At 64.3% G+C, this 23541-nt stretch carries 27 protein-coding genes; 16 read left to right on the top strand and 11 right to left on the bottom strand.

The window, feature by feature from the left end; translation table 11 throughout:
- Nucleotides 1-31 precede the first annotated feature (31 nt).
- From choX to JWV26_RS13155, 4 genes are all read left to right on the top strand, one after another.
- Nucleotides 32-964: a choline ABC transporter substrate-binding protein gene (choX, locus tag JWV26_RS13140; protein WP_206417038.1), complete on the top strand. Its 933-nt coding sequence runs from the start codon at nucleotides 32-34 to the stop codon at nucleotides 962-964.
- Nucleotides 965-1063: 99 nt separating this feature from the next.
- On the top strand, nucleotides 1064-1948 hold the full coding sequence (gene cdhC / locus JWV26_RS13145) for a 3-dehydrocarnitine:acetyl-CoA trimethylamine transferase CdhC (protein ID WP_011920729.1): 885 nt from the start codon (nucleotides 1064-1066) through the stop codon (nucleotides 1946-1948).
- Nucleotides 1949-2082: 134 nt separating this feature from the next.
- Nucleotides 2083-3048 carry an L-carnitine dehydrogenase gene (locus JWV26_RS13150; protein WP_206417039.1) on the top strand — a complete coding sequence of 322 codons (966 nt, stop codon included), beginning with the start codon at nucleotides 2083-2085 and terminating at the stop codon, nucleotides 3046-3048.
- Between the two features lie 62 nt (nucleotides 3049-3110).
- Entirely contained in the window at nucleotides 3111-3593 is a 483-nt protein-coding gene (locus tag JWV26_RS13155; RefSeq protein WP_206417040.1) for a thioesterase family protein, read from the top strand.
- Between the two features lie 44 nt (nucleotides 3594-3637).
- Here JWV26_RS13155 and JWV26_RS13160 read toward each other — a convergent pair whose 3' ends face one another.
- Nucleotides 3638-4033 (bottom strand): YkgJ family cysteine cluster protein, encoded by a 396-nt coding sequence (locus JWV26_RS13160; protein WP_021487773.1) that lies wholly within the window; start codon nucleotides 4031-4033, stop codon nucleotides 3638-3640.
- Nucleotides 4034-4291: 258 nt separating this feature from the next.
- Here JWV26_RS13160 and JWV26_RS13165 point away from each other — a divergent pair, with 258 nt between their 5' ends.
- The 7 genes from JWV26_RS13165 (at nucleotide 4292) to JWV26_RS13195 (ending at nucleotide 13652) form a co-directional block, all read left to right on the top strand.
- Nucleotides 4292-7906, top strand: a complete 3615-nt coding sequence (locus JWV26_RS13165; protein WP_206417041.1) for a DUF2339 domain-containing protein — start codon at nucleotides 4292-4294, stop codon at nucleotides 7904-7906.
- On the top strand, nucleotides 7903-9246 hold the full coding sequence (locus JWV26_RS13170; RefSeq protein ID WP_072423389.1) for a DUF3999 domain-containing protein: 1344 nt from the start codon (nucleotides 7903-7905) through the stop codon (nucleotides 9244-9246). Before JWV26_RS13165 ends, JWV26_RS13170 begins: the two co-directional genes overlap by 4 nt.
- 187 nt (nucleotides 9247-9433) lie before the next feature.
- A complete protein-coding gene (locus JWV26_RS13175) occupies nucleotides 9434-11134 on the top strand; it encodes a histidine kinase N-terminal 7TM domain-containing diguanylate cyclase (RefSeq protein WP_206417042.1) in 1701 nt (566 codons plus the stop codon).
- A gap of 35 nt (nucleotides 11135-11169) precedes the next feature.
- Nucleotides 11170-12177, top strand: coding sequence for a class 1 fructose-bisphosphatase (locus tag JWV26_RS13180; protein ID WP_206417043.1), 1008 nt, complete (start codon nucleotides 11170-11172; stop codon nucleotides 12175-12177).
- Nucleotides 12177-12776 (top strand): DUF924 family protein, encoded by a 600-nt coding sequence (locus tag JWV26_RS13185; protein WP_072423386.1) that lies wholly within the window; start codon nucleotides 12177-12179, stop codon nucleotides 12774-12776. The genes JWV26_RS13180 and JWV26_RS13185 overlap by 1 nt, the downstream gene beginning before the upstream one ends.
- A 69-nt stretch (nucleotides 12777-12845) precedes the next feature.
- A complete protein-coding gene (bamE, locus tag JWV26_RS13190; protein WP_024306606.1) occupies nucleotides 12846-13097 on the top strand; it encodes an outer membrane protein assembly factor BamE domain-containing protein in 252 nt (83 codons plus the stop codon).
- Between the two features lie 12 nt (nucleotides 13098-13109).
- Nucleotides 13110-13652 (top strand): lipocalin family protein, encoded by a 543-nt coding sequence (locus JWV26_RS13195; RefSeq protein ID WP_074913705.1) that lies wholly within the window; start codon nucleotides 13110-13112, stop codon nucleotides 13650-13652.
- Nucleotides 13653-13728: 76 nt separating this feature from the next.
- Here the strand turns inward: JWV26_RS13195 and JWV26_RS13200 are convergent, their stop codons facing one another.
- Nucleotides 13729-14166 (bottom strand): hypothetical protein, encoded by a 438-nt coding sequence (locus JWV26_RS13200; RefSeq protein ID WP_206417044.1) that lies wholly within the window; start codon nucleotides 14164-14166, stop codon nucleotides 13729-13731.
- Between the two features lie 78 nt (nucleotides 14167-14244).
- On the opposite strand from JWV26_RS13200, the gene pip reads away from it, so the two are divergent.
- Nucleotides 14245-15216 carry a prolyl aminopeptidase gene (pip, locus tag JWV26_RS13205; RefSeq protein ID WP_072423383.1) on the top strand — a complete coding sequence of 324 codons (972 nt, stop codon included), beginning with the start codon at nucleotides 14245-14247 and terminating at the stop codon, nucleotides 15214-15216.
- Nucleotides 15213-15650 (top strand): D-aminoacyl-tRNA deacylase, encoded by a 438-nt coding sequence (dtd, locus tag JWV26_RS13210; RefSeq protein WP_074913708.1) that lies wholly within the window; start codon nucleotides 15213-15215, stop codon nucleotides 15648-15650. Before pip ends, dtd begins: the two co-directional genes overlap by 4 nt.
- A gap of 92 nt (nucleotides 15651-15742) precedes the next feature.
- Here dtd and JWV26_RS13215 read toward each other — a convergent pair whose 3' ends face one another.
- The 9 genes from JWV26_RS13215 to ubiE all read right to left on the bottom strand — a co-directional run bounded on the left by JWV26_RS13215 (nucleotide 15743) and on the right by ubiE (nucleotide 21613).
- Complete coding sequence (locus tag JWV26_RS13215; protein WP_074913709.1) at nucleotides 15743-16453, bottom strand: 16S rRNA (uracil(1498)-N(3))-methyltransferase; 711 nt, start codon at nucleotides 16451-16453, stop codon at nucleotides 15743-15745.
- Nucleotides 16450-17244, bottom strand: coding sequence for a twin-arginine translocase subunit TatC (tatC, locus tag JWV26_RS13220; RefSeq protein WP_074913710.1), 795 nt, complete (start codon nucleotides 17242-17244; stop codon nucleotides 16450-16452). Before tatC ends, JWV26_RS13215 begins: the two co-directional genes overlap by 4 nt.
- On the bottom strand, nucleotides 17241-17585 hold the full coding sequence (tatB, locus tag JWV26_RS13225; RefSeq protein ID WP_003458969.1) for a Sec-independent protein translocase protein TatB: 345 nt from the start codon (nucleotides 17583-17585) through the stop codon (nucleotides 17241-17243). The genes tatC and tatB overlap by 4 nt, the downstream gene beginning before the upstream one ends.
- 3 nt (nucleotides 17586-17588) lie before the next feature.
- The gene (tatA, locus tag JWV26_RS13230; protein WP_074913711.1) at nucleotides 17589-17822 is read right to left on the bottom strand and encodes a twin-arginine translocase TatA/TatE family subunit; all 234 of its coding nucleotides are present in this window, start codon (nucleotides 17820-17822) and stop codon (nucleotides 17589-17591) included.
- A gap of 23 nt (nucleotides 17823-17845) precedes the next feature.
- Nucleotides 17846-18181, bottom strand: coding sequence for a phosphoribosyl-ATP diphosphatase (locus tag JWV26_RS13235; protein WP_003458971.1), 336 nt, complete (start codon nucleotides 18179-18181; stop codon nucleotides 17846-17848).
- Nucleotides 18174-18572: a phosphoribosyl-AMP cyclohydrolase gene (gene hisI / locus JWV26_RS13240; RefSeq protein WP_072423379.1), complete on the bottom strand. Its 399-nt coding sequence runs from the start codon at nucleotides 18570-18572 to the stop codon at nucleotides 18174-18176. Before hisI ends, JWV26_RS13235 begins: the two co-directional genes overlap by 8 nt.
- A 73-nt stretch (nucleotides 18573-18645) precedes the next feature.
- Nucleotides 18646-20229, bottom strand: coding sequence for a ubiquinone biosynthesis regulatory protein kinase UbiB (gene ubiB, locus JWV26_RS13245; RefSeq protein WP_074913712.1), 1584 nt, complete (start codon nucleotides 20227-20229; stop codon nucleotides 18646-18648).
- Nucleotides 20226-20843, bottom strand: a complete 618-nt coding sequence (locus tag JWV26_RS13250) for a ubiquinone biosynthesis accessory factor UbiJ (protein ID WP_074913713.1) — start codon at nucleotides 20841-20843, stop codon at nucleotides 20226-20228. Before JWV26_RS13250 ends, ubiB begins: the two co-directional genes overlap by 4 nt.
- The gene (gene ubiE / locus JWV26_RS13255) at nucleotides 20843-21613 is read right to left on the bottom strand and encodes a bifunctional demethylmenaquinone methyltransferase/2-methoxy-6-polyprenyl-1,4-benzoquinol methylase UbiE (RefSeq protein ID WP_072423376.1); all 771 of its coding nucleotides are present in this window, start codon (nucleotides 21611-21613) and stop codon (nucleotides 20843-20845) included. The genes JWV26_RS13250 and ubiE overlap by 1 nt, the downstream gene beginning before the upstream one ends.
- A 147-nt stretch (nucleotides 21614-21760) precedes the next feature.
- Here ubiE and JWV26_RS13260 point away from each other — a divergent pair, with 147 nt between their 5' ends.
- From JWV26_RS13260 to JWV26_RS13270, 3 genes are all read left to right on the top strand, one after another.
- Entirely contained in the window at nucleotides 21761-22036 is a 276-nt protein-coding gene (locus JWV26_RS13260) for a polyhydroxyalkanoic acid system family protein (RefSeq protein ID WP_017678522.1), read from the top strand.
- Between the two features lie 171 nt (nucleotides 22037-22207).
- Nucleotides 22208-22654: a phasin family protein gene (locus JWV26_RS13265; protein ID WP_072423375.1), complete on the top strand. Its 447-nt coding sequence runs from the start codon at nucleotides 22208-22210 to the stop codon at nucleotides 22652-22654.
- Nucleotides 22655-22664: 10 nt separating this feature from the next.
- A complete protein-coding gene (locus tag JWV26_RS13270) occupies nucleotides 22665-23528 on the top strand; it encodes a phasin family protein (RefSeq protein WP_072423374.1) in 864 nt (287 codons plus the stop codon).
- The last annotated feature ends 13 nt before the right edge of the window (nucleotides 23529-23541 follow it).

The following is a 23541-nucleotide window of genomic DNA, read 5'->3' on the forward strand; positions in this document are numbered from 1 at the left end:
GAACCGCTGTGACACGATGAGGAGCACCCAGATGAAAGGTCTTACCGCGCTGGCCGCGTGCTGCACCCTGAGCCTGTTCAGTACCTCCCTGCTGGCCGACGAGGCCAGTTGCAAGAACGTTCGCATCGGCGCCGTCGGCTGGACCGACGTGGTCGCCACCACCGCCGTCGCCAGCGAGCTGCTGCAGGGCCTCGGCTACGAAACCAAGCAGACCCAGGCGTCGCAACAGATCATCTTCGCCGGTATCCAGAAAGGGCAGATCGATGCCTTCCTCGGCTACTGGAAGCCGATCATGGACGACAACATCAAACCCTTCCTCGACGCTGGCGCGGTCAAGGTCGCGGCCGAGCCGTCGCTGGATGACGCTGTGGCCGTGCTCGCCGTGCCCAGCTACACCGCCGACAAGGGCCTGAAGACCCTGGCCGACATCGCCAAATTCAAGGACGAGCTGGACGGCAAGATCTATGGCATCGAAGCCGGTTCGGGCGCCAATACGGCGATCCAGAAAATGATCGACTCCAATCAGTTCGGTCTGGGTGGCTTCAAACTGGTGGAGTCCAGCGAGGCAGGCATGCTCGCCGCCGTTGGCCGCGCCGTACGCAACGAGAAACCCGTGGTGTTCTTCGGCTGGAAACCGCATCCGATGAACCTGTCCATGCAGATCACCTACCTCACCGGCACCGAGGATGTGTTCGGCCCCAACGATGGAGCCGCCACGGTGTCCACCGTCACCGCGCCGGACTACGCCGAACGTTGCCCCAACGCCAACCGTCTGCTCACCAGCCTGCGCTTTACCAGCGAGCAGGAGGCCGAGCTGATGCAGCCGATCATGGATCGCAAGCCGGCCGCACAGGTGGCGCGTGACTGGATCAAGGCCAATCCGCAGGTGGTAGAGGCCTGGCTCGAGGGCGTCACCACGCTCGACGGCAAGCCCGCCAACGCCGCGCTGGTCGCCGGCAACTGATAGCACGGCGCCGGTTTATGCGGCGCCAATTTCCCTCTTTGCACAACGCCTGCGGCTCTGCCGTCGGCACTCGTTCGCCTCTGGAAAGGACAGTCGAAAATGAATTATGAGGTTATCGTCACCTGCGCGGTGACCGGCGCTGGCGACACCGTCGGCAAGCACCCGGCGATCCCGGTCACGCCCAAGGAGATCGCTGCCGCCGCCATCGAGGCGGCCAAGGCCGGTGCCACCGTCGCCCACTGCCATGTGCGCGATCCGCAAACCGGCAAGCCGAGCCGCAACGTGGCGCTGTACCGCGAGGTGGTCGAGCGCATCCGCGAGAGCGACACCGACGTGATCATCAACCTCACCGCCGGCATGGGCGGCGACCTGGAAATCGGCCGCGGCGAGCAGCCGCTGGAATTCGGCGCCGGCACCGACCTGGTCGGTCCGCTGGAGCGCTTGGCGCATGTCGAGGAACTGCTGCCGGAAATCTGCACCCTGGACTGCGGCACCCTGAATTTTGGCGACGGCGATTTCATCTATGTCTCCACTCCGGCGCAGCTGCGTGCCGGCGCCAAACGCATCACCGAGCTGGGGGTGAAGGCCGAGCTGGAAATCTTCGACACCGGCCACCTGTGGTTTGCCAAGCAGCTGCTCAAGGAGGGCTTGCTGGAAGACCCGCTGATCCAGCTGTGCCTGGGCATCCCCTGGGGCGCGCCGGCCGACACCACGACCATGAAAGCCATGGCCGACAACCTGCCGTCGGGCATCACCTGGGCCGGCTTCGGCATCGGCCGCATGCAGATGCCCATGGTCGCTCAGGCCATGCTGCTCGGCGGCAACGTGCGGGTCGGTCTGGAGGACAACATCTGGCTGGATCGCGGCGTGCACGCCAGCAACGGCCAGTTGGTCGAGCGCGCCATCGAGATCATCGAACGCCTCGGCGGCCGCGCCCTGACCCCGGCCGAAGGTCGCGAGAAGATGAAGCTCAAGCGCCGTTAACGATTTTCTCCCCTCTCCCATTTATGGGAGAGGGGGCGGGGGAGAGGGCCTGTGGGCACCCCCCGTAGCCCGGATGCAATCCGGGCATTCCCTTCGCCAATCCCCGGATTGCATCCGGGCTACCGGAGTTCAGCATGACCTTCGTTACCGACATCAAGACCTTCGCCGCCCTCGGCACCGGCGTGATCGGCGCCGGTTGGATCGCCCGCGCCCTGGCCCACGGCCTCGACGTGATCGCCTGGGATCCGGCGCCCAGCGCCGAGGCCGCGCTGCGCACGCGCCTGGCCAATGCCTGGCCGGCGCTGGAAAAACAGGGACTGGCCCCCGGCGCCTCGCTGGATCGCCTGCGCTTCGTCAGCACCATCGAGGACTGCGTACGGGATGCTGATTTCATTCAGGAAAGCGCGCCCGAGCGCCTCGAACTCAAGTGCGAGCTGCACGCGAAGATCAGCGCCGCAGCGCGGCCAAACGTGCTGATCGGCTCCAGCACCTCGGGCCTGCTGCCCAGTGAGTTCTACGAGGGCGCTACGCATCCCGAGCGCTGCCTGGTGGGCCACCCGTTCAATCCGGTCTATCTGCTGCCGCTGGTGGAGGTGGTGGGCGGTGTGAAGACCGCCCCGGAGGCGGTGCAGGCCGCCATCGAGGTCTACCAGTCGCTGGGCATGCGCCCGCTGCATGTGCGCAAGGAGGTGCCTGGCTTTATCGCCGACCGCCTGCTCGAGGCGCTGTGGCGTGAGGCACTGCACCTGGTCAACGACGGCGTGGCGACCACCGGCGAGATCGACGATGCGATCCGCTTCGGTGCCGGTCTGCGCTGGTCGTTCATGGGCAGCTTCCTGACCTATACCCTGGCCGGCGGCCCGGCCGGCATGCGCCACTTCATGGCCCAGTTCGGCCCGGCGCTGAAGCTGCCTTGGACCTATCTGCAGGCGCCGGAGCTGACCGCGGGGCTGATCGATGCGGTGGTCGAGGGCACCGCCGAGCAGCAGGGCGAACGCAGCCTGGATGCCCTCGAACGCTATCGCGATGATTGCCTGCTGGCGGTGCTGGAGGCGATTCGCCAGACCAAGGCCAAGCATGGCTTCGAGTTCGCCGAGTAACCGAGTCATTCCCGGTGCGCATGGCGCACCCTACGCACCGGGGCCACTTCTGGAGTCGTGTCATGTCCGCCAAGCCGCTGACCAGCTACCAAACCACCATCTCCCCCGACTGGGTCGACTACAACGGCCATCTGCGCGACGCTTTCTACCTGCTGATCTTCAGTCATGCCACCGACGCGCTGATGGACGTGTTGGGCCTGGACGAAGCCGGTCGCGCTCGCACCGGCCACACGCTGTATACCCTGGAATGCCACCTCAACTTCCTGGCAGAAGTGAAGGACGGCGAGCGGGTGGAAGTGCGCACGCAGCTTTTGGCGCACGACGCCAAGCGCCTGCATATTCACCATGGTCTTTATCGGCCGGGCGAAGACGCCAGTCTCGCGGAAAGCGAACAGATGCTGATGAATATCGACAGTGCCGCCGGCCGCGCGACGCCATTCGACGAGCAGGTGGCCGAGCGGGTGGCGCACCTGGATGCCGAACAGCAGAACCTGCAGCGGCCAACCTGTGTCGGGCGTGTTATCGGCCTGCGTCGGGCTTCGTAGGGTGCGCCGTGCGCACCAGGGGGCCAGTGCCCGCGTGACCAGCCCTACTTAGGCTTGTAAGCGCAATACCCCGGCCGCGGGCCGACCTTGGGGTGATGACGGCAGGTGTCCGGGCGCTTGTCGTAGACGGTGCACAGGCGCGTCTTGCGATCGAGGAACAGGCAGTCGTTGTTGGACATGCGGATCAGGGTGAAGATGCCCGACTTCTGGTTGAAGCGCTCGACGATGCCGTCCTTCTGCAGGCGCTTGGCGATGTTCTTCGGTGGCTCGCTGCGCTCGAACTCGTCCACCAGCTCCAGGCGGATCAGATCGTTCAGGCGCACCTCAACCGGCATGGTGCAGCAGGTGGACATGCAGCTGTGGCACATGTCTGCCGTGTATTTGGCCCAGGTTTCCAGGCGGTCGATCTCTGCGGCGGCTATCAGGCGGGGTTTTATCATGATGCTCGGGTAGGCCTGTCTTGTGCGGCGGACTGTTCGCTTCGCTCCCGAGTCCGCCCTACGGTCACGGGGCGGCGATGATAGCGGGCGCGCGGCATTTGTGAAGCACCGGCTGGCGGCTGATCGCTTTGCGTTGTGCCTGTGAACGGCTTGGCAGTCGTCTCTCTGGGTGTTGGTTGGTGCGAATCCTATACTGGTGCCGTCTCGGGCACAGCAGGACCGCGAGGCGACCTCTTTCTCAGGGTTGGGACATAACGCATGCAATGGATTTTCATGCTGGTCGGTCTGGTGCTCGGCGTGGGCGCCAGCGAATCGGTCACGGGTGCGCTTCTTGGCGGTCTGATCGGCCTCAGTCTGGGCCAGGCGCTGCGTCTGCAAGGGCTGGAGACGCGTAACGCGCAACTGACTGCGCAGCTCAAGGACTTCGCCGAGCGCTTTGAGCGCGGCACCCGCGCCATGCATGAACGCTTGGTAAAGGTGGAACAGGGCGAGCGCAGTGAGCCGGAACCGGGCCCGGTTCCAGTGCCTGCTGAACCCGTCGTTGATGCGGCACCCGACCCCGTGCCCGATCCGGTTATCGCCGAGCAGCCCGAGCCTGAGCTGGACTGGACACTTGATCCGCTGCCTGAAATCGAAACATCGCCGCCTATCGCAGAACCTGCGGCATTGGCCGCTCAGGTCGCTTACCAGCCGCAACCGGCAGCGCAGCAAAGCCCCTGGCGCGAGCAAGCGCCGCGAGAACCGAACCTGATTGAGCGCGGTATTGCTGCTGCCAAGGCCTGGCTGTTCGGCGGCAACACCGTGCTGCGGGTTGGCGTGGTGCTGCTTTTTCTCGGCCTGGCCTTCCTCCTGCGTTACGCCACCGAAGGTGTCGAGGTACCGGTAGAGTTGCGTTACATGGGCGTCGCCGCCAGCGCCCTGGCCTTGCTTGGCCTGGGCTGGTGGTTGCGCCGACGCAATCGCAACTACGCCCTGGTGCTGCAGGGCACCGGCATCGCCGTGCTGTACCTGACGGTGTTCGCCGCCATGCGCCTGCATCCGCTGCTCGATCCGGGCATGGCCCTCGGCCTGCTGGTGGCGGTGACGCTGTTCTCAGCCATCCTCGCCGTGCAGCAGAACGCCCTGGGCCTGGCCGCCGCGGCAGCGCTGGGCGGTTTCGCCGCGCCCATTCTCACCTCCACCGGCAGTGGCAGTCATGTCGCGCTGTTCTCCTATTTTGCCCTGCTCAATGCCGGCATCTTCGCCATCGCCTGGTTCAAGGCCTGGCGCCTGCTCAACCTGATCGGCTTCGTCGGCACCTTCGGCATCGGTTTCGCCTGGGGGCTGCGCTCCTACACGCCGGAGCTACTGGCCAGCACCCAGCCATTCCTGATCCTGTTCTTTTTGATGTATGTGGCCATCGGCCTGCTGTTCGCCCGCCGCACTCTGCGTGATGCGGCGGATGCGCCCGAGGCGCGGGACGAGCTGTTGCGCTGGTCGCTGCGCCGGGGCGATTACGTCGATGCCACCACGTTGTTCGGCCCGCCGTTGATCGGCTTCGGTCTGCAGGTGGCGCTGGTACGGCATATCGAGTTCGCCGCGGCGTTCAGCACCCTCGGCCTCGGTCTGTTCTATTTGCTGCTGGCGCGGGTGCTCAAGGCGCGCGCTGGCGACCGCGCACTGCTGCTGGTGGAAACCTGCCTGGCACTTGGTGTGATATTCGCCAGCTTGGCCATCCCGCTGGGTCTGGATGCGCGCTGGACGGCGGCGGCCTGGGCGGTGGAAGGCGCCGGTATCTACTGGCTCGGCCTGCGCCAGGGCCGGCCGCTGGCGCGTGCCTTCGCCCTGCTGCTGCAGGTCGGCGCAGCGCTGGCCTTCCTCAGTGGCCTGGATCTTGGCTACGCCAGCCTGCTGGACGGTTCGCCGCTGGGCGCACTGATGCTCGGCGTGGCGCTGCTGTTCAGCTACTGGCAACTGCGCCGCGAACCTGAGGCGGGCAGCGCCTGGGAGAGGCGCCTGCTGCCCTGGCTCGGCATTGCCGGCCTGGCGTTTCTCTATCTGATCGCACCGCTGCTGTTCGAGGCTTCCGGCACGGCCATCGCCTGGGCGCTGGCGGGGCTGGCGACGCTGTTGGTCGGGCTGCGCATCGCAGCGCCGAGCTTCGTCTACAGCGCCTTTGCCATCCAGTTGCTAGGCGGTTTGCTGTTCCTCGGTCAGATGGCGCTGGATTCGCTGTTCGGTCGCGGTGGTTTCAGCGCCGGCTGGTTTGGCTTGCTGGCGGCGTCGATGGTTGGCTTGGGGCTGATCGCCGGCATGCTGCTGGCCGCGCGTGATCCGCAGATTCGCGAGAACCGCCGGCTGCTCGGCGCCTTGTCGATGGTGATGCTGGTGGGCCTGGTATTTATCAACCTGGCGGTGTTGTTCGTCCTGCCCTGGGTGGCGGCTGCCGCTGTGTGGGGCGGCACGGGGCTGCTGATTCTGTGGCTGGCGCTGTATCTGCAGCAGCGCGCGGCGTTCCTGTTCAGCTTGCTCCTGCAAGTGTTTGCAGGCCTGGCCTTCCTCGTAGCCGGGCCGTTGCTGCTGTCGGGTATCAGTGGCGAGGGCTTGTCGCCGCTGGCACATACCGGTTTCTGGACGCCCGCCGTGCTCGGCCTGGCCGCGCAGATCGGCGCCTGGCGCCTGCAGGGGCTGGCGCGTAGCGGCCGTGGTACGGGCATCGATGGCGTCAGTCTGCAGCGCCTGGGCCAGCTACTGTTGGCCTGGGGCGCGGGCTGGTGGGCCTTGGCTTTGGCCAGTGAGGTGCTGCGCTTCGTGAGCGACGACATACAGGCCAGCGTGTTGCTGGTACTGGCTGCGCTGTCGGCGCTGATCTGGATGCTGCTGGCGCTACGCACCCGCTGGCGCGAGTTGGCGGTGCTATGCAGCCTGCTGGCTCCGGTGGCGGGCTTGATCCTGATTCACGCCTGGCATCCCTTCTATCACCCGGCGGCGAACTTCGGCTGGTTGGGCTGGGTGGTCGTGATAGCGGCACATCTGCTTGTCCTGCGCCGTCTGCACGAGCTACTACCGTCCATGGCAGCCAGCGTTGCCCACGTGCTCGGCTGCTGGTTGCTGATCGGCATGCTGGCGCTGGAGCTACGCTACCTGCTACTGAGCCTGGCCGATCACTACAACGCCTGGCGCTGGCTGGGCTGGGCATTGCTGCCGATCGCTTACCTGTGGGCAATGGCGCAGGCACGTCGCTTACCCTGGCCGGTGGCTGGGTTCGAGCGTGAATACCGGCTGTGGGCAGCGGCACCGCTGGCCGCGCTGATGCTCGCCTGGTTCTGGCTGGCCAATGCCAATAGCGCCGGTGATAGCGATCCGCTGCCTTATCTGCCGCTGTTCAATCCACTGGAGTTGGGTTTGCTGCTGTGCCTGGGCGCGCTGTTCGTCTGGGCACGTGATGCGTTGCCGCGCTTTGGCCTGCAACCTGCGCGTGCACAGCAAGTGGTGCAGGGCGTCGCAGGACTGTCGCTGTTCGCCCTGCTTACCGTGATGGTGATGCGTACCGCGCACCACTGGGGTGGTGCGCCCTGGCAGAGCGCGGCACTGTTCGACTCGATGCTGGTGCAGGCCGGGCTGTCCATCGTCTGGACCCTGATTGCCCTGGCGCTGATGCTCTTCGGCCACCTGCGCGTACGCCGCGAGCTTTGGCTGGTGGGAGCGGCGCTGATCGCCCTGGTGGTGGCCAAACTGTTCTTCGTCGAGCTGGGCAACCGCGGCGGCCTGGAGCGCATCGTCTCGTTCATCGGGGTCGGGGTGCTGTTGCTGGTGGTGGGCTATTTCGCCCCGCTGCCGCCGCGCAAGGCCGAAAAGTCAGCTGCTGCTGACGAACAGGAGTCTGCCGTATGAAACTCATCCGTTGGGGCCTGCTCCTGGGGTTATCGTTGAGTGCGCTCAGCCAGGCCAGTGAGACACCTCAGGACTATCGGCACAACGCTGCCCTGCAACTCGCTGGTGAGGGCCCCTGGTATCGCCTGGAGCTGCCCTTCGCTGCTCACCTCGCCGCCGGATATGGTGATTTGCGTGATCTGCGAGTATTCGACAGCAATGGTCAGATGCAGGCCTATGCGTTGATTCCGGGGCGTAGCGAGACCGTGCAACAGGAACAGGAGCATGGCGTGCGCTGGTTTCCGTTGCGGGGCCGCGCTGATGCCCAGGAAGTACCCGCGCTGCGCGTCGAGCGCAGCACCACTGGCACGCTGATCGAACTGCGCGGCGGTGCACCGACCGAAAGCGAGCAGCAACTGCGCGGTTGGTTGCTCGATGCCAGCGCCATCGATGCGCCGCTGGTGCGTCTGAATCTGGACTGGAGTGGGGCAGAGGAAGGATTTCAGCGCTTCAGCATCGAGGCCAGTGACGACCTGCAGCACTGGCGCAGTTGGGGAGAAGGGCAGGTGGCACGTCTGAGCTTCGCCGATGAGCGTATCGATCAGCGTCAGGTCGAACTGCCTGGGCAGCGTGCCCGTTATCTGCGTCTGCTGTGGAGCAACCCAGCCCGGGCCCCGCAACTGCAGGCCGTTACCCTGCGCAGTCAGCGGCAGGCTCATCAGGCTGCGCCGCTGGTGTGGTCCGAGTCCATGCCGGCGCAGACCAACGCTGAGGGGCAGTACCAGTGGCAGTTGCCCTTGTCGTTGCCTCTGGAGCGACTGCGGGTCGAATTGGAACAGAGCAACACACTGGCGCCACTGCGCTTCGAGGCGCGCAGCAGCGACCAGGGCGCCTGGCGTCAGCTGACAAGCGGGGTACTTTATCGTCTGCCTGAGGCTGGGCGTGAAGTGGTGAACGATGAGTTGGCCCTTCCCGGTTGGCCGGTGCGCCAGCTGCGCGTGCAGGTGGATGCGCGAGGGAGCGGCTTGGGTGCGGATACGCCTCGTATGCAGGTAGCGCTACGTGCCACGCAACTGGTGTTTCTCGCCCGTGGCGAGCCGCCTTATCGGCTGGCGCTGGGTAGCCCGAGTGCGCAGTCGGCAGCATTGCCGCTGCACACCCTGATCCCCGGTTATCAGCCTGAACGACTTGTCAGCCTTGGTCGTGCCGAGTTGGTCGAGCCGCTTGCCGCTGCGGTCGAATCACAAGCCGACGCCGGTCAGGACTGGCAGCGTTGGGGACTCTGGGCTGTACTGCTGGTGGGCGTTGGGTTGCTGGCCGCGATGGCCGCCAGTGTGCTGCGTCGCCCACCAGACGCCTGAGAGGCATGGACCAATAAAGCCCAGCTGCGGCAGGGCTTTTGCAGTATCTTAGGCTCCCCGCGCCAATCCAGCATTGAAGGTCAGGAAGGCCCTTGCGTATTTCGATTCGCGTCATCGTCCAGTCGCCCCGTGTCGCTTGCGTATGCGATGCACGTACTGCTTCGCCGGGAATGCGGAGGAGTCGCTGATGCAGGCCTGCATGGCTTCCGGCTGGAGTTTCTCGGCGCCTGTCCTGGTGACACTGCTGGTGTGCCTCGGCGTGATCCTGCTGGCGCACTGGGTGACCCGTCAGCGCGACTTTCCCGGACGTGACAGTTTCATTCTGCTGCATCTGGCCAGCCTCTGGTGGATGGTGGCTGCGGCGCTGGAAATGACCTTCCTCAGTGCCGACTGCAAGATGTTCTGGGCCAGCATGGCGTGGCCCGGCATCGTTTCCACGCCGACGTTCTGGGCCGTCTTTCTTTGGCAATACGTCAACAGCATGCGCGCGCCTCTGGCGCGCAGCAGTATCCTCGGGCTGAGCCTGGTGCCGCTGCTGGTCTGGGGGCTGGCGCTGAGCAACCCTTGGCATGGTCTTTTCTACGGGGCTGGCAGCGCACCGGTCGATGCCAGTCTGGGGGCGCCGGTGCGCTACGAGCATGGCCCGCTGTTCTACGCCACCGCCGTCTACGTCTACCTGTTCATGGCCTTCTGCATGGGCGTGGTGACGCGTGCCGCGGCGCTGAGTCAGGGGCTGCATCGCCGCCACTATCTGGCCTTCGTGCTGGTCACCGCGGTGCCCTGGGTGGCCAATATCGCTTATGTGGGGTTCGGTTGGACGCTGTTCGGCTTCGACCCGACGCCCTTCAGTTTCGCGTTCACCCTGATTGCTTTTTCCTGGTTGATCGTCGGGGTGCGTCTGTTCGACCTGTTGCCGGTGGCCCGCCATCTGCTGCTCGAAGCCTTGCTCGATCCGGTGCTGGTGATCGACCCGCGTGGACGTGTGATCGAGGCCAATCCGGCGGCGCTGAAACTGGCAGGCCTGCAATCGGGATGGCAAGGCACCGAGTTGGGGCGGTGGCCGGTTTTCGGTGCCGATCTGCAACAGTTGCTGCAAGAGCACAAAGGCCCCGAGCAGGACCTGCCGCTGACGCTGACCAGCGCCGCGCGCTACTACGAGGTGCGCGTGCGCGCCATCCAGCGCGCCACCCGGCATGGCCCGACCCTGCTCGGCCATATGCTCTATATCCGTGACGTGACTCAGCGTCACCTCAGCGAGCTCAAGTTGGCCGAGGCCCTGGCCCTGAGCGAAGAGCGTCTGCGCACCATCTCCAGCTTGCACGAGCAACTGCGCGAGAAGGCCCTGTGCGACCCGCTGACCGGCCTCTACAACCGCCGCTATCTGGATGAATTCTTCGAACGTGAACTGGCCAGGGCACAGCGCGAGAGCCTGCCACTGGCGCTGGCCCTGATCGATCTTGATCACTTCAAGCGCCTCAACGACGAATGCGGCCACCTGGTCGGTGACGACGTACTCAAGGCCGTCGCGCAGCATCTGCTGGACAACCTGCGCAGCACCGACGCGGTGTTTCGTATCGGTGGCGAAGAGTTTCTGCTGATATTGCCGGGCGCTGATCCGCGCGAGGCCAGCGAGCGCCTGCAGAGCATCTGCGCGCAACTGGCGACTCGCGATGTCGCCACCCGTGGCGGCGACCAGCGTGTGACCCTGTCTGCCGGCCTAGCCCATTGGCCTGAGCAGGGGCAGGCACTCGACGAGCTTCTGCAGGCTGCCGACGCCGCGCTGTACCAGGCCAAACGCGACGGGCGCAATCGTGTTTGCGGGCTGCTGGCAGGCGCCGATCTCAGCCATCCATCCCGGCAGGCAGCATTGCGCGGCGACTCGGGTTAAACTGCGCGCGATTTTTCCCCTTTCCGGAGCCGTCCATGTCCCGCGTCACCCTGAGCCGCTACCTGATCGAGCAGACTCGCAGCCACAACACCCCGGCCGACCTGCGTTTCCTTATCGAAGTCGTGGCACGGGCCTGCAAGGCGATCAGCCACCAGGTTTCCAAGGGCGCCCTCGGCGGCGTACTGGGCAGCCTGGATAGCGAGAACGTGCAGGGCGAAGTGCAGAAGAAGCTCGACGTGATCTCCAACGAGATCCTGCTCGAAGCCAACGAGTGGGGCGGCCACCTGGCCGGCATGGCGTCCGAGGAAATGGACAACGCCTACCAGATTCCCGGCAAGTACCCCAAGGGTGCCTACCTGCTGGTATTCGACCCGCTGGACGGCTCCAGCAACATCGACGTCAACGTCTCGGTCGGCACCATCTTCTCCGTGCTGCGCTGCCCGGATCGCAACGGTGACACCGGCGACCTGGGCGAGGAGGCCTTCCTCCAGCCGGGCTCCCAGCAGGTTGCGGCCGGCTACGCCATCTACGGCCCGCAGACGATGCTGATGCTGACTCTGGGCGATGGCGTGAAAGGCTTCACCCTGGATCGCGAGCTGGGCAGCTTCGTGCTCACCCATGACAACATCAAGGTGCCGGAATCCACCAAGGAATTCGCCATCAACATGTCCAACCAGCGCCACTGGGAAGCCCCGGTGCAGCGTTACGTCTCCGAGCTGCTGGCCGGCGAGACCGGACCGCTGGGGCGCAACTACAACATGCGCTGGATCGCCTCGATGGTGGCCGACGTGCACCGTATCCTCACCCGTGGCGGCGTGTTCATGTACCCGCGTGACGCCCGCGAGCCGGACAAGCCGGGCAAGCTGCGCCTGATGTACGAGGCCAACCCGATGTCGATGATCATCGAACAGGCCGGTGGCGCCGCGACCGACGGTAACCAGCGCATTCTCGATATCCAGCCCACTTCCCTGCACCAGCGCGTGCCGGTATTCCTCGGCTCCAAGGAAGAAGTGCTGCGCATCACCGCCTACCACCGCAACTGATGAGCGCCTGGCAACCGCTGCTCGACTGGTGGTTCGGTACCGAAGGCAGCGCTACCGAAGTCGCCGCAGCGCGCCAGGGTTTGTGGTTCGGCAAGCGTGACAGCCAGGATCGTGAAGCAGAGGCGCGCTTCGGCGCCCTGGTCGAGCAGGCACTGGCTGGCGAGCTGCAAGGCTGGGCGGACGACCCGCAGGGTTGGCTGGCGCAGCTGATCCTGCTCGATCAGCTGCCGCGCATGATCTTTCGCGATACGCCGCGGGCCTTTGCTGGTGACAGCCGGGCTCGCCCATTGCTGCAGGAAGGCCTTGAGCGTGGCTGGGATCGTAGGCTGACGCCGATCCAGCGGGTGTTTGCCTATCTGGTCTTCGAGCACGCCGAAGATCTGCCCTTGCAAGACCGTGCGGTCGAGCTCTTTGCTGATCTGCTGAACGAAGCCGCTGTCGATGAACGGCCATTGTTCGCCAATTTCCTCGATTTCGCCGAGCGCCATCAGCGGGTGATAGCCCGCTTCGGTCGCTTTCCTCATCGCAATGCGATTCTCGGTCGCGCCTCCACTGACGAAGAGCAGGCCTTCCTGCGGGAACCCGGCTCGCGTTTCTGAACTCCAAGCGGGCAAGTCGTCGCCGGCTATGCCAAGCTTGCTGGCACCTTCCCATCAGGAGCTTCATCCATGTCGATGCGTATCGTCGCGTTGCTCGCCTGCTGCCTGCTCGCCGCTTGCAGCAAGGTCAATCAGGAAAACTATTCCAAGCTCAAAGCGGGCATGAGCAAGCAGGAAGTGGAAAGCCTGCTCGGCGCGCCGGGCGAATGTGCCGGCGCACTGGGCATGACCAGTTGCACCTGGGGCGACGACAAGGCCTATATCAGCGTCCAGTACGCCGGGGACAAGGTCATGCTGTTCTCCGGCAAGGGACTCAAGTAAACAGGAGCTTTCATGCGTTCGATCCTAATCGCCAGCGCCATTCTCGCCCTGGCCGGCTGCGCCAATTCCGGTACCGGCAGCATCCCCAAACCGCCACCGCAGACCATGCAGGTCGACCTGCAGCGCTACCAGGGCACCTGGTACGAGCTGGCGCGCCTGCCGATGTTCTTCCAGCGCAACTGCGTGCAGTCCGAAGCGCATTACGGTCTGCGTGACGATGGCCGCATCGACGTGACCAACCGCTGCCGCGACAAGGACGGTGAGTGGATCGAGGCCAAGGGCGTCGCCGAGCCTCAGGTCGAAGGGCAAACCGACAAGCTGTGGGTGCGCTTCGACAACTGGGCCAGCAAGCTGCTACCGATCAAGGGCGACTACTGGGTGATCTACCACGACGAGGACTATCGCGTGGCACTGGTCGGTCACCCGGAGCACAAATACCTCTGGCTGCTCGCGCGCACCCCTGAAGTCGATCAGGAAACCCGCGACAAGCTGCTCAGCGTCGCGCGCGAGCAGGGCTACGTCACCTCTGACCTGATCTGGCGTCAGGCCGATTGATCCAGCGCTCGCCCGTAGCCCAGATGCAATCCGGGGATGTCTACCGGGATTTCCCGGATTGATCCGGGCTACGTCGTCATTCCCAATCCAGGCGCGCCAGCTTCCACTCGCTGCCGTCGAGCCACCATTCCAGTTTCACCGAATAGTGCCGCGCGCTGTCGGGGATCAACCCCTCGGCGCCACTCAGGCCTACCTGAGCTTCGGTATAGCCCTTGCTGCTGATCGCCGCGTCGATCCAGCTGTTCTTGCCCAGTGCGATGACCTTGATGTTCTTGTGGCGCAGGAACAGCAGGGTCATGGTGCGCTTGGCCCATTCACGATTGAGTTCCTGGCGGGCGAGGAAGTCGCCATGCAACTGCTCCAGCACTGCACCGGTGCTCTTGGCCTCGATGTTGTCCTGCAGCTGCTGAACGGCCGTCTCCAGAGCGGCCTGCGGGTCGTCACCGCCGCCGCAGCCGGCAAGCAGGAGGGTGAAGGACATAAACAGCGACCAAGCCAGATGACGCATCGACATGCTGAACTTCCTTTTCATGGTTATGATGCCGGGCAGAGTGGAACACGGCAGTTGTAGCCCAGCCAACAGGAGCCAACCATGCAGACTTTGTACCCGGAGATCAAACCCTACGCTCGCCATGAACTGGCGGTCGAGCAACCGCACGTGCTGTACATCGACGAGAGCGGCTCTGCGGATGGGTTGCCGGTACTGTTCATCCATGGCGGCCCCGGCGCAGGCTGCGATTCTGCCAGCCGCCGTTACTTCGATCCCGCCCTGTATCGCATCGTCACCTTCGACCAGCGCGGCTGTGGCCGCTCCACACCCCACGCGAGTCTGGAGAACAACACCACCCAGGCGCTGATCGCCGATATCGAGCGTATTCGCGAGCATCTGGGCATCGACAAGTTCGTGCTGTTCGGTGGCTCCTGGGGCTCGACCCTGGCGTTGGCCTATGCACAGGCGCATCCGCAGCGCGTGCATGGACTGATCCTGCGCGGCATCTTCCTGTGCCGGCCGCAGGAGTTCAGCTGGTTCTATCAGGAAGGCGCCAGCCGCCTGTTCCCGGATTACTGGGAAGATTACGTGGCGCCCATCCCGGTCGAGGAGCGCGGCGACCTGATGCAGGCCTTCTACAAGCGCCTGACGGGTCCCGACCAGATCGCCCAGATGCATGCGGCCAAGGCCTGGTCGACCTGGGAGGGGCGCACTGCCACCCTGCGTCCGAACACCCAGGTGGTCGAGCGCTTCAGCGAGGCGCATCGGGCGCTGTCCATCGCCCGTATCGAGTGCCACTACTTCGTCAACGACGCCTTCCTCGAGCCTAACCAGTTGCTCCGTGACATGCCGAAGATCGCCCATCTGCCGGGCATCATCGTGCACGGTCGCTACGACGCCATCTGCCCGCTGGACAACGCCTGGGCGCTGCACCAGGCCTGGCCCAACAGCGAGCTGCAGATCATCCGTGACGCCGGCCACTCGGCGGCGGAACCCGGTATCACCGATGCGCTGATCCGCGCTGCCGAACAGATGGCCCGGCGCCTGCTCGACCTGCCGCCGGAGGACGCATGAAGCTCCTGATCCAGCGCGTCACTGGCGCACGGGTTGAAGTCGAAGGCGAGGTGGTGGGGAGTATCGATCAGGGGCTGCTGGCATTGGTTGGCATCGAGCCGCAGGACGATCAGGCCAGCCTCAGCCGTGCTCTGCACAAGTTGCTCAACTACCGCGTGTTCAGCGATGACGCGGGCAAGATGAACCGCTCGCTGAGCGACGTGCAAGGCGGGTTGTTACTGGTTTCGCAATTCACCCTGGCCGCCGACACCAAGAGCGGCATGCGTCCCAGCTTCTCCAACGCTGCGCCACCCGCACAGGGCGCTGCGCTGTTCGATGCTCTGGTGGAAATGGCCAGGGCCCAGCACCCGCAGGTCTCCACCGGACGCTTCGGCGCCAATATGCAGGTGCACTTGGTCAACGATGGGCCGGTGACCTTTCTGCTCGAGGTATAGCGGTAGTTTGTGGGAGCGAGCTCTGCTCGCGAATGCTGGCGACTCGAACGCTTCGCGAGCAGAGCTCGCTCCTACAGGTTGCTCGTTCGCGTTTAGAACAATCTGGCCAGCAATGCCGGCACTGCCGTCTCCACCCGCAGAATGCGCTCGCCCAGTTGCACCGGTTGCAGGCCTGCTGCTTCGCGCAGCAGCTCGACTTCGTAGGGAATCCAGCCGCCTTCCGGGCCGATGGCCAGGGTCACGGCCTCCTGCACTGCACGCGGGCAGGCCGGGTAATCACCGGGGTGGCCGGTCAGGCCAAGCGTTCCCGCCGCCAGGGTCGGTAGGCGATCCTCGACGAAGGGCTTGAAGCGTTTCTCGATGCTTACTTCGGGTAGCACCGTGTCGCGGGCCTGTTCCAGGCCGAGGATCAGCTGTTCGCGAATGGCCTCGGCCTCGAGAAACGGTGTTTGCCAGAAACTCTTCTCCACCCGGTAGCTGTTGACCAATACCAGGCGCGCCACGCCCATGGCGCTGACCGTCTGCAGCACGCGCTTGAGCATCTTCGGGCGGGGCAGGGCGAGGATCAGGGTCAGCGGCAGCTTGGCCGGTGACGGCTGGTCGAGACTGACCTGCAGTTCGGCATGCTCGGCATCCAGGGCGATCAGTCGACCTTCGCCCATCAGGCCGCCAAGATGACCGACGCGCAGGCGGTCACCGGTTTCGGCGCGATGCACTTCATGTAGATGTTTCAGGCGCCTGCCACTGAGGCGTACCCGCTCGCCACCGACGAAGTCGGCGTCCTCCAGCAGTAGCAGGTTCACGGCAGCGGTGCGGGTGGCTGGTCTTCGGACTTGGCTTCTTCTTCGGCCTGTTCCTGGTCGCGCTTGCGCTTGACCAGCGCGCCAGCCAGTACACCGGTCTCGAATAGCAGCCACATCGGCACGGCCAGCAGGGTCTGCGAGAACACGTCCGGCGGCGTCAGCACCATACCGACCACAAAGCAGCCGACAATGACGTAGGGGCGGCTCTTGCGCAGAGTCGCTACGTCGACCATGCCTACCCAGATAACCAGGAAGGTAGCGATAGGGATCTCGAAGGCCACGCCAAAGGCGAAGAACAGCGTCAGGACGAAATCCAGGTACTGGCCGATGTCGGTCATCATCGCCACGCCTTCCGGGGTCACGCTGGCGAAGAAGCCGAACATGATCGGGAACACCACGAAGTAGGCGAAGGCCATGCCGGCGTAGAACAGGAAGATACTGGAAATCAGCAGCGGTACCGCGATGCGTCGCTCATGGGTGTACAGCCCCGGCGCGATGAAGCCCCAGATCTGGTGCAGGATCACTGGCATGCCGAGAAACAACGCACACATCAGGGTCAGCTTGAATGGCGTCAGGAACGGCGAGGCGACCCCTGTGGCGATCATCGTCGCGCCTTCTGGCAGATAGGCGCGTAACGGCGCAGCGACCAGGGCGTAGATATCCTGAGCGAAGTAGAACAGGCCGGCGAAGATCAGCAGGATGATCACTACACAGCGCAACAGGCGAGTGCGCAGCTCGGCCAGGTGCGAGACCAGAGGCATTTCCTGGTCGGCTTGTGGATTATTGCTCATGGCTGGGGATTCTTGTCCTGAACGCTCGGGGCCGTGTCGGCAGTCGGTTTGGCGCTGTTCTCCGCTGGCGGATTGTCGCTTTTGCCGGTGCCGAGAATGTCCTGCTTCATCGCCTGCATTTCCCGCTCGAGTTCGAGAATCCGCTCGTTATGCAACTGACGGCGAATCTCGTCGGCGCCGATCTCGCGCTCCACCTCGGCCTTGATCGAGTTGAAGCTGCGCTTGATCCGGCCGATCCACAGGCTGGCCGTACGCACGGCGCCTGGCAGGCGCTCGGGGCCGAGCACCACCAGGGCCACCAGACCGACCAGCAGCAGCTCGGTAAAACCGATGTCGAACATGGCTTAGTCTTTCTTCGCTGGCTCTTCGACCTTGCGTGCCTGGGCGTCGATGGTCTGGCCCTTGGGCTCTTCCACGGCTGGCTTTTCAGCTTCGCCGCTATCCATCGATTTGCGGAAACCCTTGATCGCGTCGCCCAGATCCGAGCCCAGGCTCTTCAGGCGCTTGGTGCCGAACAGCATGACCACGATGAGCAGGATGATCAGGAGTTGCCAGATGCTGATACCGCCAAAGCCCATGATATGTACTCCGTAATGAAGGTTTATTCGGATTGCGGTCGCGCGGCTTTTTCCGCGTGGCCGGAGAGGCCGAAACGGCGATCCAGTTCATCCAGTACAGCCTGGGGATGCTGGCCGAGGGCGGCGAGCATGACCAGGCTATGGAACCACAGATCGGCGGTTTCGTAGATCAGGTCCTTGCAGTCACCGCTGGCGGCGGCGTCCTTGGCGGCGAGGATGGTTTCCACCGATTCCTCGCCGACCTTTTCCAGAATCTTGTTCAGACCCTTGTGATACAGGCTGGCGACGTAGGAGCTGTCGGCCGCTGCGCCCTTGCGCGACTCCAGTACCTCGGCCAGGCGGCTCAGGGTGTCACTCATGGCTGTGTCCTGCATAGATGGCGTGCGGATCTTTCAGCACTGCGTCGACGGTTTTCCAGCCGCCATTCTCGTATACCCGATAGAAGCAGCTTTCGCGACCGGTGTGGCAAGCGATGCCGCCCAGCTGTTCGACCATCAGCACGATGACATCGGCGTCGCAATCCAGGCGCAGCTCGTGCAGCTTCTGCACATGGCCGGATTCCTCGCCCTTGCGCCACAACTTGCCACGTGAGCGCGACCAGTAGATGGCGCGTTGCTCGCTGGCGGTGAGGGCAAGGGATTCGCGGTTCATCCAGGCCATCATCAGGATGCGGCCAGTCTGGTAGTCCTGGGCGATGGCCGGCACCAGGCCGTCTTCGTTCCAGTGGATTTCGTCGAGCCAATCGTTCATCGGTATTCCGTGTCTGTTGCGCCGGGCCTCGGCCCGTGAATTCCTCAAGTGTGCCAGTGCCGCAGCCAACTGGCTATCGGCGCAGTATCAGATAGAGCCCGCCGCCGACCATCAGCCAGGCTGGCCAGGTGGCCAGCAGTGGTGCCAGGCCCTGCATGGCGCCAGCGCCGATCAGTGCCGCGCCAAGCAGGCGCAGTGGCCAGTGATCGCGCGATGCGGTGGTCTGGACCTGTACCGGCTGCTGCAGACGCTCCAGGGTGTCGCGGGCGATCTGTGACAGGTGCGGTACCTGCTCGGCTTGTTGCTGCAGGTTGCGCAGCAGATGCAGCGGGCTGATGCGCTCGCGCATCCAGCGTTCGAGGAAGGGCTGCGCGGTACTCCACAGATCCAGATCGGGGTAGAGCTGACGGCCCAGGCCTTCGATGTTGAGCAGGGTCTTCTGCAGCAGCACCAACTGCGGCTGCACTTCCATGTTGAAGCGCCGGGCGGTCTGGAACAGGCGCAGCAGCAACTGGCCGAAGGAGATGTCCTTCAGCGGCTTCTCGAAGATCGGCTCGCACACGGTGCGAATCGCCGCCTCGAACTCGTTGACCTTGGTGTCGGCCGGTACCCAGCCTGAGTCGATGTGCAATTGCGCGACCTTGCGGTAGTCGCGCTTGAAGAAGGCGATCAGGTTGCGCGCCAGGTAGTCCTGGTCTTCGTCGGTGAGGCTGCCGATGATGCCGCAGTCGATGGCGATGTACTGCGGGCTCCACGGCGTGCGGGTACTGACGAAGATGTTGCCGGGGTGCATGTCGGCGTGGAAGAAGCTGTCGCGGAACACCTGGGTGAAGAAGATCTCCACGCCGCGCTCGGCCAAAAGTTTCATGTCGGTGCGCTGGTCGGCCAGGGTTGCCAGGTCGGTCACCGGGATGCCATAGATGCGCTCCATCACCAGCACCTGGTGGCGGCACAGGTCCCAGTACACCTGCGGTACGTAGAGCAGAGGCGAGCCGTCGAAGTTGCGCCGCAACTGGCTGGCGTTGGCTGCTTCGCGCAGCAGGTCGAGTTCGTCGTAGATGGTCTTTTCGTAGTCGCTGACCACTTCCACCGGGCGCAGGCGGCGGGCATCGGCCGAGGCTTTCTCGGCGATACGGGCGATCAGGAACAACCAGGCAAGGTCCTGGCGAATCACCGGCTTGAGGCCCGGGCGCACTACCTTGACCACCACCTGCTCGCCGCTTTTCAGCTGCGCGGCATGCACTTGTGCCACCGAGGCCGAGGCCAGTGGCTGGCTGTCGAAACGGGCGAACAGCTCGCTCACTGGTGCGCCAAGCTGGCGTTCGATCAGGGCGATGGCTTGCTCTTCCGGGAAGGGCGGCACCTGATCCTGCAGGCGCGCCAGCTCATCGGCGATATCCGGCGGCAGCAGGTCGCGGCGGGTGGACAGCAGTTGGCCGAACTTGATGAAGATCGGCCCCAGGTCTTCCAGCGCCAGACGCAGGCGTGCTCCGCGCGACAGCCCCAGCGGCTTGCGCGGCAGCCAGCGCCAGGGCAGCAGGCAGGACAGCGCGCGCAGCCAGAATGGCAGCGGCAGCTCGAAGAGCATCTCGTCCAGTTGATAGCGGATGACTACGCGCTGGATGCGCAACAGGCGGCGAACGGCAAGCAGCTTCATGCGTCGGACTTATTGGCAGAAGTGAGGCGCTCGATGCGTGCTTCCAGGCGGTCGAGGGCGAGTTTGAGTTGATCCAGCTCGGCGAAACGCGCATCGGCTTCGCGCTGGCCCACCAGGGTGCGTGACTCTTCGGCCAGGTAGTCGGCCAGATTCTGCTTGAGGCTGGCGGCGCCGTGGCTGGCGAGATTGACCCGGCTGCGCAGGTGACCCGCGAGCAGGGTGGTGGCCACCGGGCCGAGCCAGCGCGAGATTTCGTATTCCCAGTCCAGCTCCAGATCCTGGAGGATGCCGGCCAGTTGCAGCAGCACCGCGCTGTCGCCATCGAGCGACACTTCCGGGCGGTGCAGGATGGCGGTTTTCTCGCGACTCAGGGCGAGGCGCGCCAGGCTGGAGGCAGGCGCGGTGAGTGTGCAGTCGGTGGGTGCATGCCATTGCGACGCCAGTTGCAGGCCGTCGCCGCTGGGCAGGATAAATATTTCCAGTGCTGGGTTCTGGCAATGTACAGCGATGACCTTGCCACTCAGCGTCTGCAGGCGCGGCAATGCCGTGCCATCGAGGCGCAGGACGCGGTTGAGGCCCGCCTCGACGCCCGCCAGCAAGCCCGTGATCAGCATTAAGGCTTGATGCCGCGATGCAGGGCGACGATGCCGCCAGTCATGTTGTGGTAGGTGACACGCTCGAAGCCGGCGTCGACCATCATCGCCTTGAGGGTTTCCTGATCCGGATGCATGCGGATCGACTCGGCCAGGTAGCGGTAGCTTTCCGAGTCATTGGTGATCAACTTGCCGGCCAGCGGCATGAAGCTGAACGAGTAGGTGTCGTAGACCTTTGCCAACAGCGGGTTGCCGGGCTTGGAGAACTCCAGCACCAGCAGGCGACCGCCGGGTTTGAGCACACGCAGCATCGAGCGCAGGGCGTCTTCCTTGTGGGTGACGTTGCGCAGGCCGAAGGCGATGGTGACCACGTCGAAGTGGTTGTCGGGGAACGGCAGCTTCTCGGCATCGGCCTGGACGAACTGCACGTTGCCGGCCACGCCCTTGTCCAGCAGGCGGTCACGACCGACCTTGAGCATGGAGTCGTTGATGTCGGCCAGCACCACTTGCCCGGTCGGACCGACGATGCTGGAGAACTTGCGGGTCAGGTCGCCAGTGCCGCCAGCGATGTCCAGCACGCGGTTGCCCGGACGCACGCCGGACAGCTCGATGGTGAAGCGCTTCCACAGGCGATGCAGGCCACCGGACAGCACGTCGTTCATCAGGTCGTACTTGGCCGCCACCGAGTGAAAGACTTCGGCCACTTTCTCCGCCTTCTGACTTTCCGGCACATCCTGGAAACCGAAGTGGGTGGTGGGTTCCTGCTCCTGGGCCTTGCGTGGATCGCTCATGTCGCTCTCACCGGGTAGAAAACCGCACCATTCTAAAGGCGCCTGGCGCCTTTGTCTTGCCTGGGTGCCCGCTTGCCCGATGGGCTGGTAGAGTGATGTGACCTCATGCCGCAGACGTGCGGCACGCCGCCAGTTCAAGGAGTTGCCATGTCCCGTATTCGTGTAGAACGATCCCATTCCCTCGGTCGCGAGGCCGCCCGCGAGAAGGCCGAACGCCTGGCCGAGCGCCTGGCCAGCGAGTACGACGTGCGCTACCGCTGGAATGGCGACACCCTTGAGTTCAAGCGCAGCGGTGCCGACGGCAGCATCGCGGTCGGTGAAGACACTGTGCGTGTGGAGCTCAAGCTCGGGCTGTTGCTGTCGCCCATGGGCGGCATGATCCAGCGCGAGATCGAGCAGGTGCTGGACAAATCGCTGGCCTGAGAGCAGTGGCAAGCCAGTAGGGTGCGCTGTGCCCGCCGCTACTGGGTCGCATTGAACATGCATGCTGTCGCCTGCTCTTAGTATGCGATTTCTAATTTTTCTCCTTAGGGTGTACCCAAGCCTGCATTCCGTGGGCGTTTCCGCTAACTGTCAAAGCGCGTGAGGTGCACCATGTCGAAAGTTGCCGTGAAGAAAAAAGTAGAAGCCGTGGTCGAAGACAAAGCCGGTCTGTTCGACGACGTGAAGGGCTATGCCCGCAAGATCTACCTCGCTGGCCTGGGCGCTTACGCCAAGGCGGGTAGCGAGGGGGCCGAATACTTCAAGGAGCTGGTCAAGGCCGGTGAAGGCGTCGAAAGCAAAGGCAAGAAGCTGGTCGACGAGCAGGTAGAAGCCGCCAACAGCCAGATCGAATCGGTCAAGCAGTCGGTCAATAGCAATGTCACCAGCGTTAAAGGCAAGGTCGAAGTTCAGCTCGACAAGATCGAGAAGGCTTTCGATACTCGTGTGGCTTCCGCTCTGAACCGTATCGGCATTCCGTCCAAGCAGGATGTTGAAGCACTCTCTGCTAAGCTGGATGAGCTGAGCGCGTTGCTCGAGCATGTCGCGCGTACCAAATAAGGAGATCAGGATGGCTGTTAAGAAGAAAACCGAGAAACAGACCAGCTCCTGGATCGGCGAGGTCGAGAAATACTCGCGTCAGATCTGGTTGGCAGGCTTGGGCGCTTATTCCAAGGTCAGCAAGGACGGCACCAAGCTGTTCGACACGCTGGTCAAGGACGGCGAGAAGGCTGAAAAGCAGGCCAAGAGCGAAGTCGACAAACAGGTTGATGCGGTGAAAGCCGGCGTCGGTTCCAAGGTCGGTTCCGCCAAGTCCAAGGTCGATGAAGTCCGGGGCAAGGCGATCGGCAAGTGGGGTGAGCTGGAAGAGGCCTTCGACAAGCGTCTGAACAATGCCATCTCGCGTCTGGGTGTACCCAGCCGCAATGAGGTCAAGGCATTGAATGACAAGGTCGACAGCCTGACCAAGCAGTTGGAGAAGATCACTGGTGTATCGGCCAAGTCGGTCGCCAAGCCTGCTGCCAAAGCTGCGCCCAAACCTGCCGCGAAGGCTGCCGCCAAGCCTGCTGCCAAACCTGCTGCGAAGCCGGCCGCCAAGCCTGCTGCCAAAGCTGCAGCCAAGCCCGCTGCCAAACCGGCTGCCGCGAAACCTGCAGCCGCCAAGCCGGCAGCTAAACCTGCGGCCAAGCCTGCGGCGAAACCGGCAGCCAAGGCCGCAGCGAAACCCGCTGCCAAGCCAGCCGCCGCCAAGCCTGCAGCTAAGCCAGCAGCCAAACCTGCTGCGGCGAAGAAGCCGGCTGCGAAGAAACCGGCAGCGCCCAAGGCAGCTGCGCCGAAACCGGCTGCACCGGCACCGGCTCCGGCCGCTGCTGCAACGCCGGCCGCTGCACCGGCTCCGGCTGCCGCTCCGGCAACTCCAGCCACCCCGTCCTGAGTTTCTCAGGATC

Source organism: Ectopseudomonas toyotomiensis (genome assembly GCF_017167985.1).
Lineage (GTDB): Bacteria > Pseudomonadota > Gammaproteobacteria > Pseudomonadales > Pseudomonadaceae > Aquipseudomonas > Aquipseudomonas toyotomiensis.

Bases quoted from the DNA above. Each gene is read 5' to 3' on its own strand.
- JWV26_RS13160 (WP_021487773.1), bottom strand. From the start codon at position 4,033: ATGATAAAACCCCGCCTGATAGCCGCCGCAGAGATCGACCGCCTGGAA.
- tatC (WP_074913710.1), bottom strand. From the start codon at position 17,244: ATGAGCAATAATCCACAAGCCGACCAGGAAATGCCTCTGGTCTCGCAC.
- JWV26_RS13195 (WP_074913705.1), top strand. From the start codon at position 13,110: ATGCGTTCGATCCTAATCGCCAGCGCCATTCTCGCCCTGGCCGGCTGC.
- JWV26_RS13200 (WP_206417044.1), bottom strand. From the start codon at position 14,166: ATGTCGATGCGTCATCTGGCTTGGTCGCTGTTTATGTCCTTCACCCTC.
- JWV26_RS13270 (WP_072423374.1), top strand. From the start codon at position 22,665: ATGGCTGTTAAGAAGAAAACCGAGAAACAGACCAGCTCCTGGATCGGC.
- dtd (WP_074913708.1), top strand. From the start codon at position 15,213: ATGAAGCTCCTGATCCAGCGCGTCACTGGCGCACGGGTTGAAGTCGAA.
- tatA (WP_074913711.1), bottom strand. From the start codon at position 17,822: ATGGGCTTTGGCGGTATCAGCATCTGGCAACTCCTGATCATCCTGCTC.
- JWV26_RS13185 (WP_072423386.1), top strand. From the start codon at position 12,177: ATGAGCGCCTGGCAACCGCTGCTCGACTGGTGGTTCGGTACCGAAGGC.
- pip (WP_072423383.1), top strand. From the start codon at position 14,245: ATGCAGACTTTGTACCCGGAGATCAAACCCTACGCTCGCCATGAACTG.
- JWV26_RS13170 (WP_072423389.1), top strand. From the start codon at position 7,903: ATGAAACTCATCCGTTGGGGCCTGCTCCTGGGGTTATCGTTGAGTGCG.
- JWV26_RS13150 (WP_206417039.1), top strand. From the start codon at position 2,083: ATGACCTTCGTTACCGACATCAAGACCTTCGCCGCCCTCGGCACCGGC.
- tatB (WP_003458969.1), bottom strand. From the start codon at position 17,585: ATGTTCGACATCGGTTTTACCGAGCTGCTGCTGGTCGGTCTGGTGGCC.
- ubiB (WP_074913712.1), bottom strand. From the start codon at position 20,229: ATGAAGCTGCTTGCCGTTCGCCGCCTGTTGCGCATCCAGCGCGTAGTC.
- bamE (WP_024306606.1), top strand. From the start codon at position 12,846: ATGTCGATGCGTATCGTCGCGTTGCTCGCCTGCTGCCTGCTCGCCGCT.
- JWV26_RS13260 (WP_017678522.1), top strand. From the start codon at position 21,761: ATGTCCCGTATTCGTGTAGAACGATCCCATTCCCTCGGTCGCGAGGCC.
- JWV26_RS13155 (WP_206417040.1), top strand. From the start codon at position 3,111: ATGTCCGCCAAGCCGCTGACCAGCTACCAAACCACCATCTCCCCCGAC.
- choX (WP_206417038.1), top strand. From the start codon at position 32: ATGAAAGGTCTTACCGCGCTGGCCGCGTGCTGCACCCTGAGCCTGTTC.
- cdhC (WP_011920729.1), top strand. From the start codon at position 1,064: ATGAATTATGAGGTTATCGTCACCTGCGCGGTGACCGGCGCTGGCGAC.
- hisI (WP_072423379.1), bottom strand. From the start codon at position 18,572: ATGAACGATTGGCTCGACGAAATCCACTGGAACGAAGACGGCCTGGTG.
- JWV26_RS13175 (WP_206417042.1), top strand. From the start codon at position 9,434: ATGCAGGCCTGCATGGCTTCCGGCTGGAGTTTCTCGGCGCCTGTCCTG.
- ubiE (WP_072423376.1), bottom strand. From the start codon at position 21,613: ATGAGCGATCCACGCAAGGCCCAGGAGCAGGAACCCACCACCCACTTC.
- JWV26_RS13180 (WP_206417043.1), top strand. From the start codon at position 11,170: ATGTCCCGCGTCACCCTGAGCCGCTACCTGATCGAGCAGACTCGCAGC.
- JWV26_RS13265 (WP_072423375.1), top strand. From the start codon at position 22,208: ATGTCGAAAGTTGCCGTGAAGAAAAAAGTAGAAGCCGTGGTCGAAGAC.
- JWV26_RS13165 (WP_206417041.1), top strand. From the start codon at position 4,292: ATGCAATGGATTTTCATGCTGGTCGGTCTGGTGCTCGGCGTGGGCGCC.
- JWV26_RS13235 (WP_003458971.1), bottom strand. From the start codon at position 18,181: ATGAGTGACACCCTGAGCCGCCTGGCCGAGGTACTGGAGTCGCGCAAG.
- JWV26_RS13250 (WP_074913713.1), bottom strand. From the start codon at position 20,843: ATGCTGATCACGGGCTTGCTGGCGGGCGTCGAGGCGGGCCTCAACCGC.